The organism is Amycolatopsis thailandensis (genome assembly GCF_042723255.1).
Lineage (GTDB): Bacteria > Actinomycetota > Actinomycetes > Mycobacteriales > Pseudonocardiaceae > Amycolatopsis > Amycolatopsis thailandensis.
Genome location: NZ_JBHXJK010000041.1, coordinates 1 through 13,807 on the forward strand (window position 1 = coordinate 1; position 13,807 = coordinate 13,807).

Sequence of the window (13,807 nt, forward strand, 5' to 3'; positions counted from 1 at the left end):
GGACGTGTGGTGTCCCGAAAGTGGCTTTCGCGACACCGAGACCGGCGCGCGGGCGAGCACGCCACCTTTGCCTTACCTCGCAATAGAACTGTCCTTACCACTCACGACCACCTCGGCCCGGCAAGGTCCGGTGGGCGGGTGGAGCCGAAAGCGTTGTGAAAGCCCCTTTCACAACGTTGAAGGTTGCGAAAGTGGCTTTCGCAACCTTCGGAGCCGGAACACCCGCAAGCGAACATGAACTCTTTGCCCTGCCTAAATAACTGCCCCTGCCACTCACGGACTTTCTGCCTGTCACCACGCCAGCCGCTCATTTCACCCATCAGTGGGAAATGTGCAGCTTGCGGTGTCGCTTAAAATTACGAACACTTTCTCGGGCATTTTCGGTAATATGGAGGCATGTCCGAGACGACCGTTCCCGAGTTGCCGCAGGAGTTGTGGCGCGCCGGCAAGCTGGAGCTTGCCCATGGCGTGACGCAGCTGCTGCAGGTGCTCAGGGTGGCCTCGGCCGCGCTGGGGAAGTACCTGGCGGAGGTCGAGTCGCGGGGCGCGGAAGACCTGTTCGGCTACGGGAGCGCGTCACGCTGGTTCGCCGACGTGGCCAGGATTTCCCACGGTGACGCGAAAGACGTGGTGAATCGGGCGCTGGCGTTGAATCCTTTCCCGGAGGTCGGTGGTGAGGCGAGGGTGTTCGCGCCCGCGACGGCCACCGCGGCCGAGGACGGGGAACTCGGCGACCAGCACATCGACCTGATCCTGGACGTTCTCCGGAAAGTCCCCGCGGAGGAGCGCGATGGCGCGGACAAGATCCTCGCCGAACTCGCCCGCCACGCCGGGCCGAAGGAGATCGCCGAAGCGGGCGCGGACCTGCTCGCGCACCTCGATCCCGACGGCAACGAGCCCAAAGACGAGCCGGAACCCGCCCCGCCCCGCCGGGAAGTGTTCGTGCAACGCCGCAAGGACGGCTTCTGGAAACTGTCCGGGCTGTTGGACCCGGAAACCGGGGCACGGACCGCTGCCGCACTGGAGGCGCACGCCGCGCGGCGGCCGGTCGACGAGTTCGGCCAGGCCGACCACCGCACCATGCCGCAACGCTACGGCGACGCCTGGGCAGACCTGCTCGATCTCGCCGTAGCCTGCCCCGATCAGCCCGGCACCTCCGGCTACCGCACGCTGGTGCACGTGACCATCGGCCTGGAGGCGTTGAAAACCGGGCTTGGGACAGCGTGCCTGGACTTCGTCGGCACCATCACCGCCCGCGAAGCACGCCTGGCGGCCTGCGACTGCTTGATGATCCCGGTGGTTCTCGGCGCCGCCGGTGAACCCCTCGACGTCGGGCGCATGAGACGGTTCGTCACCCCCGGTCAGCGCCGGGCACTGAACATCCGCGACGGAGGCTGCGCGTTCCCCGGATGCCATCGGGCGCCGAAGCATTGTCACGCCCACCATATTCGGCACTGGGCCGACGGCGGACCCACCGACCTGCGGAACCTGGTCCTGCTCTGCGGCTTCCACCACCGCCTCGTCCACCACGACGACTGGCAGGTCCGGATGGCACCCGACGGGATACCGGAGTTCATACCGCCCCAGTATCTGGACCCCTTAAGACATCCCCGGCGCAATCTGCTGCACCGCGTCGTCACCTGACCCAGCCAGCCCGAAGAGCCCGCCACCACATCGGCGACGGGCTCTTCGGGCTACGTGCGTCATCCCCGAAGAGCATCAGACGGAAACAACGGCCGGAGTACCCCGGCTCCCGGAGATCTGGTTCAACGCCCACGCCTGCCCGAACTCGGCCAGCGCGGTCCCCGACCAGTATTCAGGAATACTGACGCCCTTCCACAACTGCATCTTCGGTCCCGCCAAGGTGCCGTGACTGACCTGAACCTGGACGGCGCCCTCGACCCAGACAAAGACGAAGTGGGCGTACATGAACATCCACGCCTGCCTGCCCAGCAGGTCCCGGGTGAGGAGGGGTCCCTCGGACGCGTAAGGCGCCGTGTAGATGACCTGCTTCCGGTCGTTCCGATAGGTGATCTCCTGCGCGGTCACACCGGGTGGGAGCATTGAAGGGAGCACTGGATCGGAATTCCCCGCCGTCATGAGATTTCGCTTTATCGAAACTCAAGTTAGCGAGCACTCCGGCGCCCGGACAAGGCACACGAAACCGATCCATTCCGACGGTCTAAAAAGATACCGTTATTGCAACAATGCAACACATTCGACGTGGTGCGTCATCGGGAAGGCGTCGAAAGCACGCAAGTCCACCAAGCCGTAGCCGTGCTCCTTGAACAGCGCGATGTCCCTGGCCAGCGCCGCCGGGTCGCAGGCCACGTAGACGATCCGGTCCGGCGAACCCTCCACAATGGACTCGACGACGGCTTTTCCGGCTCCCTTGCGCGGCGGGTCCAGGACGACGACATCGACCGGCTTCGGGGCGTCGGCCAGCAGGTGTTCGACGCGGCCGGAGCGCCAGCGGACCTGCGGGAGGTCGGCCAGGTTCTCCTCGCCGTCGGTCACGGCGCGGCGGCCGGACTCGATGGCCAGGACCCGTCCCCGCGGGCCGACCTGCGAAGCGAGCACGGACGCGAAGAGGCCGACACCGGCGTAGAGATCCCACGCCACGCCGTCACGCGGCGCCTCGGCCCATTCCGCGACGACGGCGGCGAGCACGTCCGCGGCGGCCGGGTGGACCTGCCAGAAGCCGTGGGCGTCGAGCCGCCAGTCGCGGCCGGCGGCGTGCTGCACGGCGAGGCCGCCCGACAGTTGCCGCGACCGGGTCTTCCCGTGGACCGTCGAAAGATCACGAAGGTGCACCTGACCTTCGCCGTCCTTGGTGACCTCGATTTCGCTGCCGGGCCGCCAGTTCCGCGACACGACGTCGTCGAGCGCGCCGGGGACGGTGATCGGGCAGTCGTCGATCGGGATCACCCGGTGGCTGTGGTGCGCCCGGAACCCCGCGCGGCCGTCCTTGCCCGCGACGAGCCGGACGCGGCTGCGCCAGTCCAGCGGACCGCCGTCGAGCGCTTCGACGACGACTTCGCGGTCGATCCCGGCCAGCCTCTTCAGCTGCTCCATGACCACCGCGGCCTTGAGTTCACGCTGGTACCCCGGAGCGGCGTGCTGCCAGTCACAGCCGCCGCACTCCCCTGGCGCCGCGAGCGGGCACGGCGGCTCCACACGTTCCGGTGACGCCTCCAGGACCTCGATCGCGTCGGCGCGGCAGAAGGAACCGCCCTTGTCCTCGGTGACCGAGGCCAGGACCCGCTCGCCGGGCAGCGCGTGCCGCACGAAGACGACCCGGCCTTCGGTCCGCGCGACACAGTGCCCGCCGTGCGCGACCGCGCCGACCTCCAGCTCGATCGTCCGGCCGAGCCAGGTACCGGTCGACGCGTCCACACTCATTCTGCTTTGTCCTTCGTTTTCTCGGGTTGTTTGACGACCGGGGAGAAGCCGCGCCGCACGTCGCCCGCCGCCGGACGTGCCTTCCGGTCGCGTTTGATCGCCTTTTCCGACGATTCGAGCTGCCACGGCACGCTGGTCACCATGACACCGGGCTGGAACAGGAGCCGCCCCTTGAGCCGCAGCGCGCTCTGGTTGTGCAGGACCTGCTCCCACCAGTGCCCGACCACGTACTCGGGGATGAACACGGTCACCACGTTGCGCGGATTGTCGCCGCGGACGCGCTTCACGTAGTCCAGCACGGGTTTCGTGATCTCGCGGTACGGCGATTCGATCACCTTCAGCGGCACCTTGAAATTGTGGTCGTCCCATTCCTGGACGAGTTTGCGCGTCTCGATGTCGTCGACGTTCACCGTGACGGCTTCGAGGACGTCCGGCCGCACGGCCTTGGCGTAGGAAAGCGCGCGCAGGGTCGGCAGGTGCAGTTTCGAAATCAGCACGATCGCGTGGTTGCGCGACGGCAGGACGGCCGGTTTCCGGTCCATCTCGCGCAATTCCTCGGCGACCCGGTCGTAATGCTTGCGGATCGCGGTCATCAGCGCGTAGATGGCCACCATCGCCGCGATGGCGATCCAGGCGCCGAGCAGGAACTTCGTGACCAGCACGATGACCAGCACGGTGCCGGTCATGGTGAGGCCGATCGCGTTGACCGTCTGCGAACGCCGCATCCGCCGCCGCACCGCCGGATCGGTTTCCCTGGCCAGCAGGCGGTTCCAGTGCCGGATCATGCCCGCCTGGCTGATCGTGAAGGAGACGAAGACGCCCACGATGTAGAGCTGGATGAGCTTGGTGACCTCGGCGTCGAACGCGATGATCAGCACGAGCGCGAACGCCGCGAGGAACAGGATGCCGTTCGAGAACGCCAGCCTGTCGCCCCGGGTGTGCAGCTGCCGCGGCAGGTAGCGGTCCTGCGCGAGGATCGAGCCGAGCACCGGGAAGCCGTTGAACGCGGTGTTCGCGGCCAGCAGCAGGATGATCCCGGTGACGAACGAGATGTAGTAGAAGCCCGGGGTGAAGTCGGCGAACACCGCGTGCGCGATCTGCGCGACGATCGTCTTCTGCTCGTACCCCGCCGGCGCGCCGGAAAGCTGGGTCTCCGGATGTTCGGCGAACTTGACCTCGGTGACGATCGCCAGCGTGATGATGCCGACCAGCATCGTGACCGCTAGTACGCCCATCATCAGCAGCGTGGTCGCCGCGTTCTTCGACTTCGGTTTCCGGAACGCCGGGACACCGTTGCTGATGGCCTCGACACCGGTCAGCGCGGCCGCACCGGAGGAGAACGTCCTCAACAGCAGGAAGAAGAACGCGAAACCGGTCAAAGAGGCTTCTTCGTGCAGTCCGAAATCGGCGCTTTCGGCGCGCATGTCGGCACCCGAGGCGGCCTCGATCAACCCCCAGACGACCATCCCGAGAATGCCGATGATGAATCCGTAGGTCGGGATCGCGAACGCTTTGCCCGATTCGCGCACTCCGCGCAGATTCAGCGCGGTCAGCACGACCACGATGATGACCGCGGCGATCACCTTGTGCTGCGCCACCCACGGAATCGCGGAACCGATGTTCGCGACGCCGGAAGACGTCGAAACCGCGACGGTGAGCACGTAATCGACCAGCAGCGCGCTGGCGACGGTGAGGCCGAATTTGCCGCCGAGGTTGGTGTTGGCGACTTCGTAGTCACCGCCGCCGCTGGGATAGGCGTGCACGTTCTGCCGATAGGAGGCGACCACGACCAGCATGACGAGCGCGACGGCGACGCCGATCCACGGCGCGAACGCGTACGCGGACAGGCCCGCGACGCTGAGGGTCAGAAAGATTTCCTCAGGCGCGTAGGCGACGCTCGACAACGCGTCGGACGCGAAAATCGGCAGCGCGATGCGCTTCGGCAGCAGCGTATGCGAGAGGCGGTCACTCCGGAATGGACGTCCGAGGACGAGCCGCTTCAATACGGTCGGGAACTTCGACACCTGGGAAGACTAGCTGTGACGCGCAGCGTCTCCGTTGAGGGTGGCGGCGGGGAGGACGGTGGAGTAACGGTCGGTCCCCACGGTAGGTTCGGCGCTGGTATGTCTGGGTACCTGCGGACGGGTGAACGTCCGAAGACTAAGGAGGCAGGGCGTGCACGTGGTGATCATGGGATGCGGCCGGGTCGGCGCATCCCTTGCCGCGGCGCTGGAGCGGCTGGGGCACGAAGTCGCCATCATCGACAAGACCCAGCAGGCGTTCCGGCGGCTCGGCAGTGATTTCCACGGTCAGCAGGTGGTCGGCGTCGGATTCGACCGGCAGGTGCTGATCGAGGCCGGGATCGAACGCGCGGGTGCTTTCGCGGCGGTGTCCAGCGGCGACAACTCCAACATCATCTCGGCTCGCGTGGCCAGGGAGAACTTCGGCATCGACAAGGTCGTCGCCAGGATCTACGACCACAAGCGCGCGGCCGTCTACGAACGGCTCGGCATCCCGACCGTGGCGACCGTGCCGTGGACGACCGACCGGTTCCTGCGCACCCTGCTGCCCGACGGCGTCGCCTCGGAGTGGCGGGATCCCTCGGGCAGCGTGGCGCTCCTGCAACTCCCCCTGCACGAGGGCTGGGTCGGGCACAGCGTGCGCGACCTGCAGGACACCACCGGCGCGCGGGTCGCGTTCATCATGCGGTTCGGCACCGCCGTCCTGCCCGACACCAAGGCCGTGATCCAGGCGGACGACGTCGTGTACGTCGCCGCGAAATCAGGCACCGTCAGCGACGTGACCAGCGTCGCCGCTCGCGAACCGGAAGAGGAGAACTGATGCGGGTCGCGATTGCCGGGGCCGGCGCGGTCGGCCGGTCGATCGCCGCGGAGCTGATCGACGGGCGTCACCAGGTGATGCTCATCGAACGCGAGGCCGACCAGTTCGAGCCGCACACCGTGGAGCAGGCCGACTGGGTGCTGGGCGACGCGTGCGAGGTGTCGATCCTGGAGGAGTCCGGGATCGAGCAGTGCGACGTCGTGATCGCCGCGACCGGCGACGACAAGGCGAACCTGGTGGTGTCGCTGCTGGCGAAGACCGAGTTCGCGGTGCGCCGGGTGGTGGCGCGGGTGAACAACCCGGCCAACGAGTGGCTGTTCAACGACGCCTGGGGCGTGGACGTCGCCGTGTCGACTCCGCGGATGCTCGCGGCGATGGTCGAGGAGGCGGTGAGCGTCGGCGATCTGGTGCGGCTGATGACGTTCCGGCAGAGCCAGGCGAACCTCGTCGAACTCACCCTCCCGGAGGAGACCCCGCTGGCGGGCAAGGCCGTCAGCGAGATCAACCTGCCGAGGGACGCGGCGCTGGTGACGATCCTGCGCGGGGACCGGGTGATCGTGCCGCAGCCCGAAGACCCGCTGGAGCCGGGTGACGAGCTGCTGTTCGTGGCGACGTCGGACGTGGAGCCGGAGATCCGGACCGCGCTGGGTTATTAGAAGCGGGGTTACTAGTTCTCCGTGACGGGCGCCTGCGCGTACTTCGCGCGCAGGCGAGCCTCGACCTCTTCGTCGGTCTCCTCGGCGGGAGCCTCTTCGGCCAGCGCCTTGAGGTGCTTGTCCGACCGCCGGACCGCCCAGACGACGGTGAGCAGGCCGAGCGCGTACAGCGGGTAGCCCATCGCGATCTTCGCGAAGGCCAGCCAGCCGGTGTAGTCCTCGTCGTAGAGCCAGCGCTGCACGACGAACCGGGCACCGAAGATCAGCGCCATGGCGCCGGTCGCGATCGAATAGGCGATCAGCGACTTCTTGTCCTTGCGCCAGGCTTGACCGCTGCCGTTGAGCGCGTTCCACACCACCCCGGCGAGCGGCCAGCGCACGACGATCGACAGCACGAAGACGCCGAAGTAGACCAGGCTCGTCCAGATGCCGAACAGGAAGAAGCCCTTGGCCGATCCGGTCCGGTACGCGATGAACGCCGCGATCGCCACGCCGAAGAACCCGGAGATGGCGGGCTGCAGCGGCTCCTTGCGCACGATCCGCAGCACGGTGATCGCCACCGCGCTGCCCACCGCGGCCCAGATCCCGACCGTGAGGCCGAAGATGGAGTTCGCGATGACGAACACGATGACCGGCAGCGAGGAATAGAACAGTCCCGACAGCCCGCCCATCTGTTCCAGCAGGGTGGGCTGCGGCTTGTCGGCCTCGTCCGGTTCCCCGGTCTTCTTCTGGTCGCCGCCGGCGGGTTCAGTCACGATGCGGGATCAACTCACAGGGCTCTGAAGTTCGTAATACGGGTTGTAAAGCACCTTCTGACCATCACGTTCGGCCATCCGGCCGCGCACCTTGATGGTTCGCCCGGGTTCGATCCCGGGGATCCGGCGGCGTCCGAGCCAGATTAGCGTCACACCCTGTGTGCCGTCGAACAGCTCGGCCTGCAGTGTCGCCGCTTCGTTGGTCGGGCAGAGCTCCACACTGCGGAGTCTGCCGAGCACCGTCACCTCTTCGCCCGACCGGCAGTCGCAGGCGCGCTGCGCCCCGCCCGCCTCGGATTTTTCGGAGAGGTCGTCGGCGTCGAGATCCTCGACGTCGCTGGTCAGCTTGCGAACCAACCGGCTGAAGTAGCCGCCGTCTTTGGCGGGCATAACGGTGCTCCTGTGCTCCGGGGCCCCCGACTGAACGGCCCGTGCGTGATCCAGCGTAACTGTGTCCGGACCAGGACAACCTGTTTGGGAGAAGATCGCAACGTGACCTCCGCTATTCCGCCTACGACGGCAGTCGTACTCCCCGGCACCGGGTCCGACGAAGTGTTCGTGCGCAGCGTGTTCTCCGGTCCGCTGCGGGCACTCGGCGTCCGGTTGCTCACCCCGCCGCCGCCCCCGGGAGACCGGCTCGCGGACGGCTATCTCGCGGAGCTGGACAGGCTGTCGGGCGAGCACGGTCCGCTGCTCGTCGGCGGCATCTCGTTCGGCGCGCACCTCTCGGCGGAGTGGGCCGTCCGCAATCCGGGGCGCTGCACCGGCCTGCTGGCCGCGCTCCCGGCCTGGAACGGCCCGGCCGGGCGAGCACCCGCGTCGCTCGCCGCGCGGCTGTCAGCGGATCTGGTGGCCGAAAACGGGGTCGGCGGCGCGCTGGCGAAATCGTCGGACGGCGTCCCGGACTGGCTCTCCACCGAACTCGGCCGCGCGTGGCGGCGGCACGGCGAGGGACTGGTGGAGAGCCTGCGGACGGCCGCGTCACATCCCGCGCCGTCGCTCGAAGACCTCAAGGGCCTCGACGTGCCCGCGGGGATCGGCGCCTGCGTGGACGATCCGATCCATCCAGTGGAAGTCGCCCGGGTGTGGGCGGACGCCCTGCCGCGCGCCGAGGTCGGCGAGTCGACGCTCACCGCCCTCGGCGCGGACCGGGAATCCCTGGGCCGGGCGACCGTGCTGGCCTGGCTGAAAGCCCGCGCTTAACCCTGCTGCTCGGCGATGTGCTGCGCGACGGCGTCGGGCAGCGTGATGGTCAGCGGGGTGCGGACCGGCATCGGCGCGTCACCGCGGTCGACGATGGTGTGCCGCACGATCTCCCGCAGCACCGCCGGCGCCTGCGACGCCTGGGACTGCGGCCCGGCGATGACGCCGCGAAGCATCCATCGCGGGCCGTCGACCCCGACGAACCGCAACGCGACGTCGCCGACGATCGCGGACAGCTCCAGCCCCCACTCCCCCATGCCGACCGAGACCTTGGCACCGTCGGCCCGCAGCTGCTCGGTGAGCTCGGTGCTGACGTCCTTCCACAGGCCGCCGGACCGGGGCGCCGCGTAACCGCTGACGGTGATCTGGCCCTGCTCGGTGACGACGTGCACCGCGCGGACGCCGCCGCTCTCCGGGTCCATCTCGACCTGGACCTGGGAACCGTCGGGCACCGGCACCTTCACCGAACCGAGGTCGATCCTCGGGATGCCGTCCTCGGGCGCGTCGGCGAGGTCGAACGGGCCGTCCGCGGTCTCCGACAGCTGCGACTCGATCTCCTCGGCGTCGTCGGCGGCGCTGTCGGGGCGCTCCTCGACCTCGGGCGCGGCGTGCCGTCCACTCGGCTTCGCGTCGCGCTTGCGTCCGAAAATCCCCACTAGTTCTCCGTTCCTTCCCTGGCTCCGGCTCCCAGTGTGGCGTGTCCGCCCGTGGAGCCATACCCACCCTCGCCGCGCTCGGACGACTCGAGCTCGGCGACCTCGACGAACTCGGCCTGTTCGACCCGTTGCACGACCAGTTGCGCGATCCGGTCGCCGCGGGTGAGCACGACCTTCTCGGAGAGATCATGGTTGATCAGGCAGACGCGGATCTCACCGCGGTACCCGGAGTCGATCGTGCCCGGGGTGTTGACGACCGAGAGGCCGACCCGGGCCGCGAGACCCGACCGCGGATGGACGAAGCCCGCGTAACCGGGTGGCAGGGCGATCGCGACGCCCGTCCCGACCACGCCGCGCTCGCCGGGCGCGAGCACGAGATCCGAAGTGGTGACGAGGTCGGCGCCCGCGTCACCGGGGCGCGCGTAGGCGGGGAGGGGGACCGAAGGATCGATCCGGGAAAGCAGTACCTGAACGGTGGACACGGGCGGCGAGACTACCCTGAACACGTGGGTGAAAGCGTGAACACGGCCGAAGGCGGCACCGTCGGGCATTCAGAGCGGCTCTACGTCCCTTGGTGGGGCTGGCCGTTGCCGCTGCTGGGCGGCGGGCTGCTGGCGGCGGAGATCGACATGGGCTATCCCGGGCTCCGCGGCTGGCTGCCGTATGTGGTGCTGATCCCCGCGGTGATCGCGCTGATGATCTCGCTCGGCCGGTCTCGCGTCCGCGTCACCGGAGGCGCCGAGCCCGAGCTGTGGCTGCGCGACGCGCACCTGCCGCTGAAGTTCGTCGGCGACGTCGAGGTCATCGACAAGGAAGCGAAGCGCAAGGCGCTCGGCCGCGACGCCGATCCGGCCGCCTTCGTGCTGCACCGGGGCTGGGTCGGCCCGGTCGTGCGGGTCTGGCTCACCGACCCCGATGACCCGACGCCGTACTGGCTGTTCAGCACGCGCAATCCGGAGAAGGTGGCGGCGCTGCTGCGCCGGACCGCTTCGAAGTCTTCGGAGTAACGGATCCCGGACACGGGAAAGGGGGCCGGCCATGTGGCCGGCCCCCTTATTCCTGTTCAGTCCCCGAAACCCCTGTCGCGCCGTCCCCTGTGCCCGTAGGCTCAGGCGCAGTCGCGGCAGATGAGCCGTCCGCCACTCTCCTCCGCCAGCCTGCTGCGGTGATGCACCAGGAAGCAGACGGAGCAGGTGAACTCGTCGGCCTGCTTGGGCACGACCTTGACGGTCAGGTCCTCCCCGGAAAGTCCGGAGAGGTCCGCGCCCGGCAGCTCGAAGTTCTCGGCGGTCGCGTCCTCGTCGACGTCCACGACGCCGGACTGGTTTTCGTTGCGCCGTGCCTTCAGCTCTTCCAACGAGTCTTCGGCCAGCTCGTCGGCTTCGCTGCGGCGCGGAGCGTCGTAGTCGGTCGCCATTAGTCCCTCACCCCTGCGATGCTTTCGATGTCAGATGGCCCGGACACACGAGCGCGCGGCTCGTGAGTCCTTCGTGCCGCTGGTTAACGTCCCAGCGCCCCTGTTTGTGCCCGGCTGGGCAGTGAGCGAGGTCTCTCTTTTGCGCCTCTTACTGCCGCCTGAGCCCGCGAAGGGTAGCTCACCTCGATACCGGCTCTGCAACGAGTCAGACATTGCCGCGATTACGTCACCCAACAGGGGGAACCTGTCTTCAAGACGTCTGTCCTCCGAATGGGTTGCCCCCACGTCGGGTACCTCACCGCATGGGCCCGGCCGCTTGCCCGGAGTGGCCATCGCGTGGTGCTATCCGGAGGCCCGCGCCGATCGCTTCCGCCGCAACGCATAGGCTGATCGGACACGATGGTGAGATAAAGCACCGTCCGGGGATCCGGGCTTTGGGGAAGGGACTGGCAGGTGGCGTCGGGGAACGGCATCGGGGACCGCGGGGCGAGGCCGTATCGCAAGCACAAGCCGCTGCCCGCACTCATCGTCATCGGGGTGCTGGCGCTCGGCGCGGTGATCGTCTGGGTGAACGTCGTGGCGAGCAACGCCGACATCGACGCCAAGATCCGCTGCTCTCCTCCGCCCATCGCCCAGGAGGGCGTCACGTACACGCCCCTGGCGCACGACGGTCTCGACGACCGCGCGCCGGTGCCGCCGGACAAGGTCGCCCTTCAGGTGCTCAACGGCTCGCAGGTCCGCGGCCAGGGCGGCATCGCCACCAACACGCTCCGGGAAATCGGCTTCACCCAGGTGCTCGAACCCGCCAGCGACCCGGCCTACAAGAACGCCGAAGCCAAGTGCCGCGGCCAGATCCGCTTCGGCGAGAACGGCGCGGCCGCGGCCCGAACGCTGAGCCTGGTGGTCCCGTGCGCCGAACTGGTCAAGGACAACCGCAAGGACGCTTCGGTCACGCTCACCACCGGCACCCTGCTCGGCGACATCCGCCCGAAGGCGGAGGCCCGCAAGGTCCTCGACCAGCTCACGCAGTGGTCGAAGGCGCAGCAGGGCAACGGCGGCGGTGAGCAGTCCACGGGCGGCGGTGCCCCGGTCATCGACCAGGCCCTGCTGAAGGCCGCCCGCGAAGCACCCTGCTGACCCACCCTCAAGCGCTATGAAGGACGCTTTCATTGCAAAATTTGCAATGAAAGCGTCCTTCATAGCGCTTACCGGGAGCTCAGATCGTGCCTACACCCGAGTCGATCAGCGCCTGACGCAACGGCGCCGCGATCGACGGCGCCACCGCGAACGTCGCGTCCGGCCCCAGCTCGGCGTCCTCCCCCGGCACCGACACCAGGGCACCCGCCTCGGCGGCGATGAGCGCGCCGGCGGCCCAGTCCCAGCGTCCGAGGCCGTGTTCGACATAGGCGTCCAGCCAGCCCGCCGCGACAGCGCACAGATCCAGTGAGGCGGCCCCGTTGCGCCGGACATCCCGCACCCGCGTCGCCAGTTCCGCGACGAACCGGGCCTGCTTCGCGCGCCGTTCGACCTTGTAGGCGAATCCGGTGCCGACGAGCGTCAGATCCAGCCGGGAAGGGGTGTTGACCGACAACGGCCGCCCGTCGAGGAACGCGCCCTGCCCGCGCGCGGCGGTCCAGCGGCGCCCGCTGACCGGTTCGATCACGGCTCCCGCCACCGACACCCCGCCGACCTGCGCGGCCACCGAAACGGCGAACCACGGCAGCCCGTAGAGGAAGTTCACCGTCCCGTCGATCGGGTCGACCACCCAGGTCACCCCGTCGCCGGCGATCCCGCCGCCCTCCTCGCCGAGCACGGCGTCGTCCGGGCGCAGTTCGGCGAGCCGGGCGCGCACCAGCCGTTCCGACTCGTGGTCCACCGCGGTCACCACGTCGGTGTCGGCGGATTTGGTGTCCACCCGCACCTCGCGGCCCGCGTTCATCCCGGTCCAGGCCTCGTGGACCAGCTCGGCGGCCTCGCCCGCGACACGCTCGGCGACACTCTTCAGCAACGTCTCGTCAACTCCCACGTCCGCCATGTCACCACATCCGGTTAAAGTCTCCGAGGCAGGCTTCTGAATCGTGCGAGAAGGGACCACGTCCGTGGTGGAGGCGACCCGAGGTTTCGGTATCGACATCGGTGGCAGCGGGATCAAGGGGGCGCTGGTCGATCTGGCGCAGGGACAGCTGATCGGCGACCGGATCCGCATCGACACGCCGAAGCCGTCGACCCCCGAGGCGGTGGCGGACGTCGTCGCCGAGATCACCGGCCAGGCGGGCTGGGACGGCCCGGTGGGCGTCACCCTGCCCGCGGTGGTCAAGAAGGGGGTCGCGCACACCGCGGCCAACATCGACCGCAAGTGGATCGGCACCGACGCCGACGCCCTGTTCGCCAAGCGGCTCGGCCGCGGCGTGGACCAGGTCGCGATGCTCAACGACGCGGACGCCGCCGGAATGGCCGAGATCCGCTGGGGCGACCCGGTGGCGCGGCGCGGCGTGACGGCGCTGCTGACCTTCGGCACCGGCATCGGCAGCGCGGTCTTCCAGGACGGCAAGCTCGTGCCCAACACCGAGTTCGGCCACATCGAGGTCGATGGTCACGATGCGGAAAAGAAAGCCGCCGCGTCGGTGAAGGACAACGAGGAACTCTCGTATCCCGAATGGGCGGAACGGGTGAACAGGTATCTCTCCGTGCTGGAAAACCTGATCTGGCCGGATCTGTTCATCGTCGGCGGCGGCGTCAGCAAGAAGTCGCACAAATGGGTTCCGCTGCTGGACATCCGCACGCCGGTCATCGTCGCGTCCCTGCAGAACAACGCGGGCATCGTCGGCGCGGCGGCCGCCGCCGCGGAGGGCATCGAGCACTGACGCGACCGGGCTG

General features: G+C 68.4%; 16 protein-coding genes. 7 read left to right on the forward strand and 9 right to left on the reverse strand.

Annotated features, from left to right (window positions below; all coding sequences use genetic code 11):
- The first annotated feature begins 396 nt into the window (after window positions 1–396).
- Window positions 397–1,644, forward strand: a complete 1,248-nt coding sequence (locus ACFWMR_RS18195; protein ID WP_378379187.1) for an HNH endonuclease signature motif containing protein — start codon at window positions 397–399, stop codon at window positions 1,642–1,644.
- A 75-nt stretch (window positions 1,645–1,719) separates the two neighbouring features.
- On the opposite strand, the gene ACFWMR_RS18200 is transcribed toward ACFWMR_RS18195, so the two are convergent.
- The 3 genes from ACFWMR_RS18200 to ACFWMR_RS18210 form a co-directional block, all read right to left on the reverse strand.
- Window positions 1,720–2,064, reverse strand: a complete 345-nt coding sequence (locus ACFWMR_RS18200) for a hypothetical protein (protein WP_378379188.1) — start codon at window positions 2,062–2,064, stop codon at window positions 1,720–1,722.
- 132 nt (window positions 2,065–2,196) lie between these two features.
- A complete protein-coding gene (locus ACFWMR_RS18205; RefSeq protein ID WP_093932573.1) occupies window positions 2,197–3,402 on the reverse strand; it encodes a class I SAM-dependent RNA methyltransferase in 1,206 nt (401 codons plus the stop codon).
- Entirely contained in the window at window positions 3,399–5,426 is a 2,028-nt protein-coding gene (locus ACFWMR_RS18210) for an APC family permease (protein WP_378379189.1), read from the reverse strand. The genes ACFWMR_RS18205 and ACFWMR_RS18210 overlap by 4 nt, the downstream gene beginning before the upstream one ends.
- A gap of 151 nt (window positions 5,427–5,577) precedes the next feature.
- Between ACFWMR_RS18210 and ACFWMR_RS18215 the strand changes: the two genes are divergently transcribed.
- Both ACFWMR_RS18215 and ACFWMR_RS18220 read left to right on the forward strand, forming a co-directional pair.
- Window positions 5,578–6,243 carry a potassium channel family protein gene (locus ACFWMR_RS18215; RefSeq protein ID WP_378379190.1) on the forward strand — a complete coding sequence of 222 codons (666 nt, stop codon included), beginning with the start codon at window positions 5,578–5,580 and terminating at the stop codon, window positions 6,241–6,243.
- Complete coding sequence (locus ACFWMR_RS18220; RefSeq protein WP_007033567.1) at window positions 6,243–6,899, forward strand: potassium channel family protein; 657 nt, start codon at window positions 6,243–6,245, stop codon at window positions 6,897–6,899. The genes ACFWMR_RS18215 and ACFWMR_RS18220 overlap by 1 nt, the downstream gene beginning before the upstream one ends.
- An 11-nt stretch (window positions 6,900–6,910) precedes the next feature.
- Here the strand turns inward: ACFWMR_RS18220 and ACFWMR_RS18225 are convergent, their stop codons facing one another.
- Window positions 6,911–7,654: a DUF3159 domain-containing protein gene (locus ACFWMR_RS18225; protein ID WP_093932576.1), complete on the reverse strand. Its 744-nt coding sequence runs from the start codon at window positions 7,652–7,654 to the stop codon at window positions 6,911–6,913.
- Between the two features lie 9 nt (window positions 7,655–7,663).
- Window positions 7,664–8,044 carry an OB-fold nucleic acid binding domain-containing protein gene (locus ACFWMR_RS18230; RefSeq protein WP_020637383.1) on the reverse strand — a complete coding sequence of 127 codons (381 nt, stop codon included), beginning with the start codon at window positions 8,042–8,044 and terminating at the stop codon, window positions 7,664–7,666.
- A 102-nt stretch (window positions 8,045–8,146) separates the two neighbouring features.
- On the opposite strand from ACFWMR_RS18230, the gene ACFWMR_RS18235 reads away from it, so the two are divergent.
- Window positions 8,147–8,857, forward strand: a complete 711-nt coding sequence (locus tag ACFWMR_RS18235; protein ID WP_378379191.1) for an alpha/beta fold hydrolase — start codon at window positions 8,147–8,149, stop codon at window positions 8,855–8,857.
- Here ACFWMR_RS18235 and ACFWMR_RS18240 read toward each other — a convergent pair.
- Together ACFWMR_RS18240 and dut are read right to left on the reverse strand one after the other, a co-directional pair.
- Entirely contained in the window at window positions 8,854–9,513 is a 660-nt protein-coding gene (locus ACFWMR_RS18240; RefSeq protein WP_378379192.1) for a DUF3710 domain-containing protein, read from the reverse strand. The genes ACFWMR_RS18235 and ACFWMR_RS18240 overlap by 4 nt on opposite strands.
- Window positions 9,513–9,995: a dUTP diphosphatase gene (gene dut, locus ACFWMR_RS18245; RefSeq protein ID WP_026467910.1), complete on the reverse strand. Its 483-nt coding sequence runs from the start codon at window positions 9,993–9,995 to the stop codon at window positions 9,513–9,515. The genes ACFWMR_RS18240 and dut overlap by 1 nt, the downstream gene beginning before the upstream one ends.
- Before the next feature lie 24 nt (window positions 9,996–10,019).
- Between dut and ACFWMR_RS18250 the strand changes: the two genes are divergently transcribed.
- On the forward strand, window positions 10,020–10,520 hold the full coding sequence (locus tag ACFWMR_RS18250) for a DUF3093 domain-containing protein (RefSeq protein WP_093932580.1): 501 nt from the start codon (window positions 10,020–10,022) through the stop codon (window positions 10,518–10,520).
- A gap of 101 nt (window positions 10,521–10,621) precedes the next feature.
- On the opposite strand, the gene ACFWMR_RS18255 is transcribed toward ACFWMR_RS18250, so the two are convergent.
- On the reverse strand, window positions 10,622–10,930 hold the full coding sequence (locus ACFWMR_RS18255; RefSeq protein ID WP_005164528.1) for a DUF4193 domain-containing protein: 309 nt from the start codon (window positions 10,928–10,930) through the stop codon (window positions 10,622–10,624).
- 453 nt (window positions 10,931–11,383) lie between these two features.
- On the opposite strand from ACFWMR_RS18255, the gene cei reads away from it, so the two are divergent.
- Window positions 11,384–12,067: an envelope integrity protein Cei gene (gene cei, locus ACFWMR_RS18260; protein ID WP_378379193.1), complete on the forward strand. Its 684-nt coding sequence runs from the start codon at window positions 11,384–11,386 to the stop codon at window positions 12,065–12,067.
- A 79-nt stretch (window positions 12,068–12,146) separates the two neighbouring features.
- On the opposite strand, the gene ACFWMR_RS18265 is transcribed toward cei, so the two are convergent.
- The gene (locus ACFWMR_RS18265; RefSeq protein WP_093932582.1) at window positions 12,147–12,965 is read right to left on the reverse strand and encodes an inositol monophosphatase family protein; all 819 of its coding nucleotides are present in this window, start codon (window positions 12,963–12,965) and stop codon (window positions 12,147–12,149) included.
- Between the two features lie 67 nt (window positions 12,966–13,032).
- Here ACFWMR_RS18265 and ppgK point away from each other — a divergent pair, with 67 nt between their 5' ends.
- A complete protein-coding gene (gene ppgK, locus ACFWMR_RS18270; protein ID WP_167406000.1) occupies window positions 13,033–13,794 on the forward strand; it encodes a polyphosphate--glucose phosphotransferase in 762 nt (253 codons plus the stop codon).
- Window positions 13,795–13,807 lie beyond the last annotated feature (13 nt).

What these genes read in the sequence shown, in the direction of transcription:
- ACFWMR_RS18230 (WP_020637383.1), bottom strand. Translation starts at nt 8,044, where the DNA reads ATGCCCGCCAAAGACGGCGGCTACTTCAGCCGGTTGGTTCGCAAGCTG.
- ACFWMR_RS18220 (WP_007033567.1), top strand. Translation starts at nt 6,243, where the DNA reads ATGCGGGTCGCGATTGCCGGGGCCGGCGCGGTCGGCCGGTCGATCGCC.
- ACFWMR_RS18205 (WP_093932573.1), bottom strand. Translation starts at nt 3,402, where the DNA reads ATGAGTGTGGACGCGTCGACCGGTACCTGGCTCGGCCGGACGATCGAG.
- ACFWMR_RS18195 (WP_378379187.1), top strand. Translation starts at nt 397, where the DNA reads ATGTCCGAGACGACCGTTCCCGAGTTGCCGCAGGAGTTGTGGCGCGCC.
- ACFWMR_RS18255 (WP_005164528.1), bottom strand. Translation starts at nt 10,930, where the DNA reads ATGGCGACCGACTACGACGCTCCGCGCCGCAGCGAAGCCGACGAGCTG.
- ACFWMR_RS18200 (WP_378379188.1), bottom strand. Translation starts at nt 2,064, where the DNA reads ATGCTCCCACCCGGTGTGACCGCGCAGGAGATCACCTATCGGAACGAC.
- ACFWMR_RS18265 (WP_093932582.1), bottom strand. Translation starts at nt 12,965, where the DNA reads ATGGCGGACGTGGGAGTTGACGAGACGTTGCTGAAGAGTGTCGCCGAG.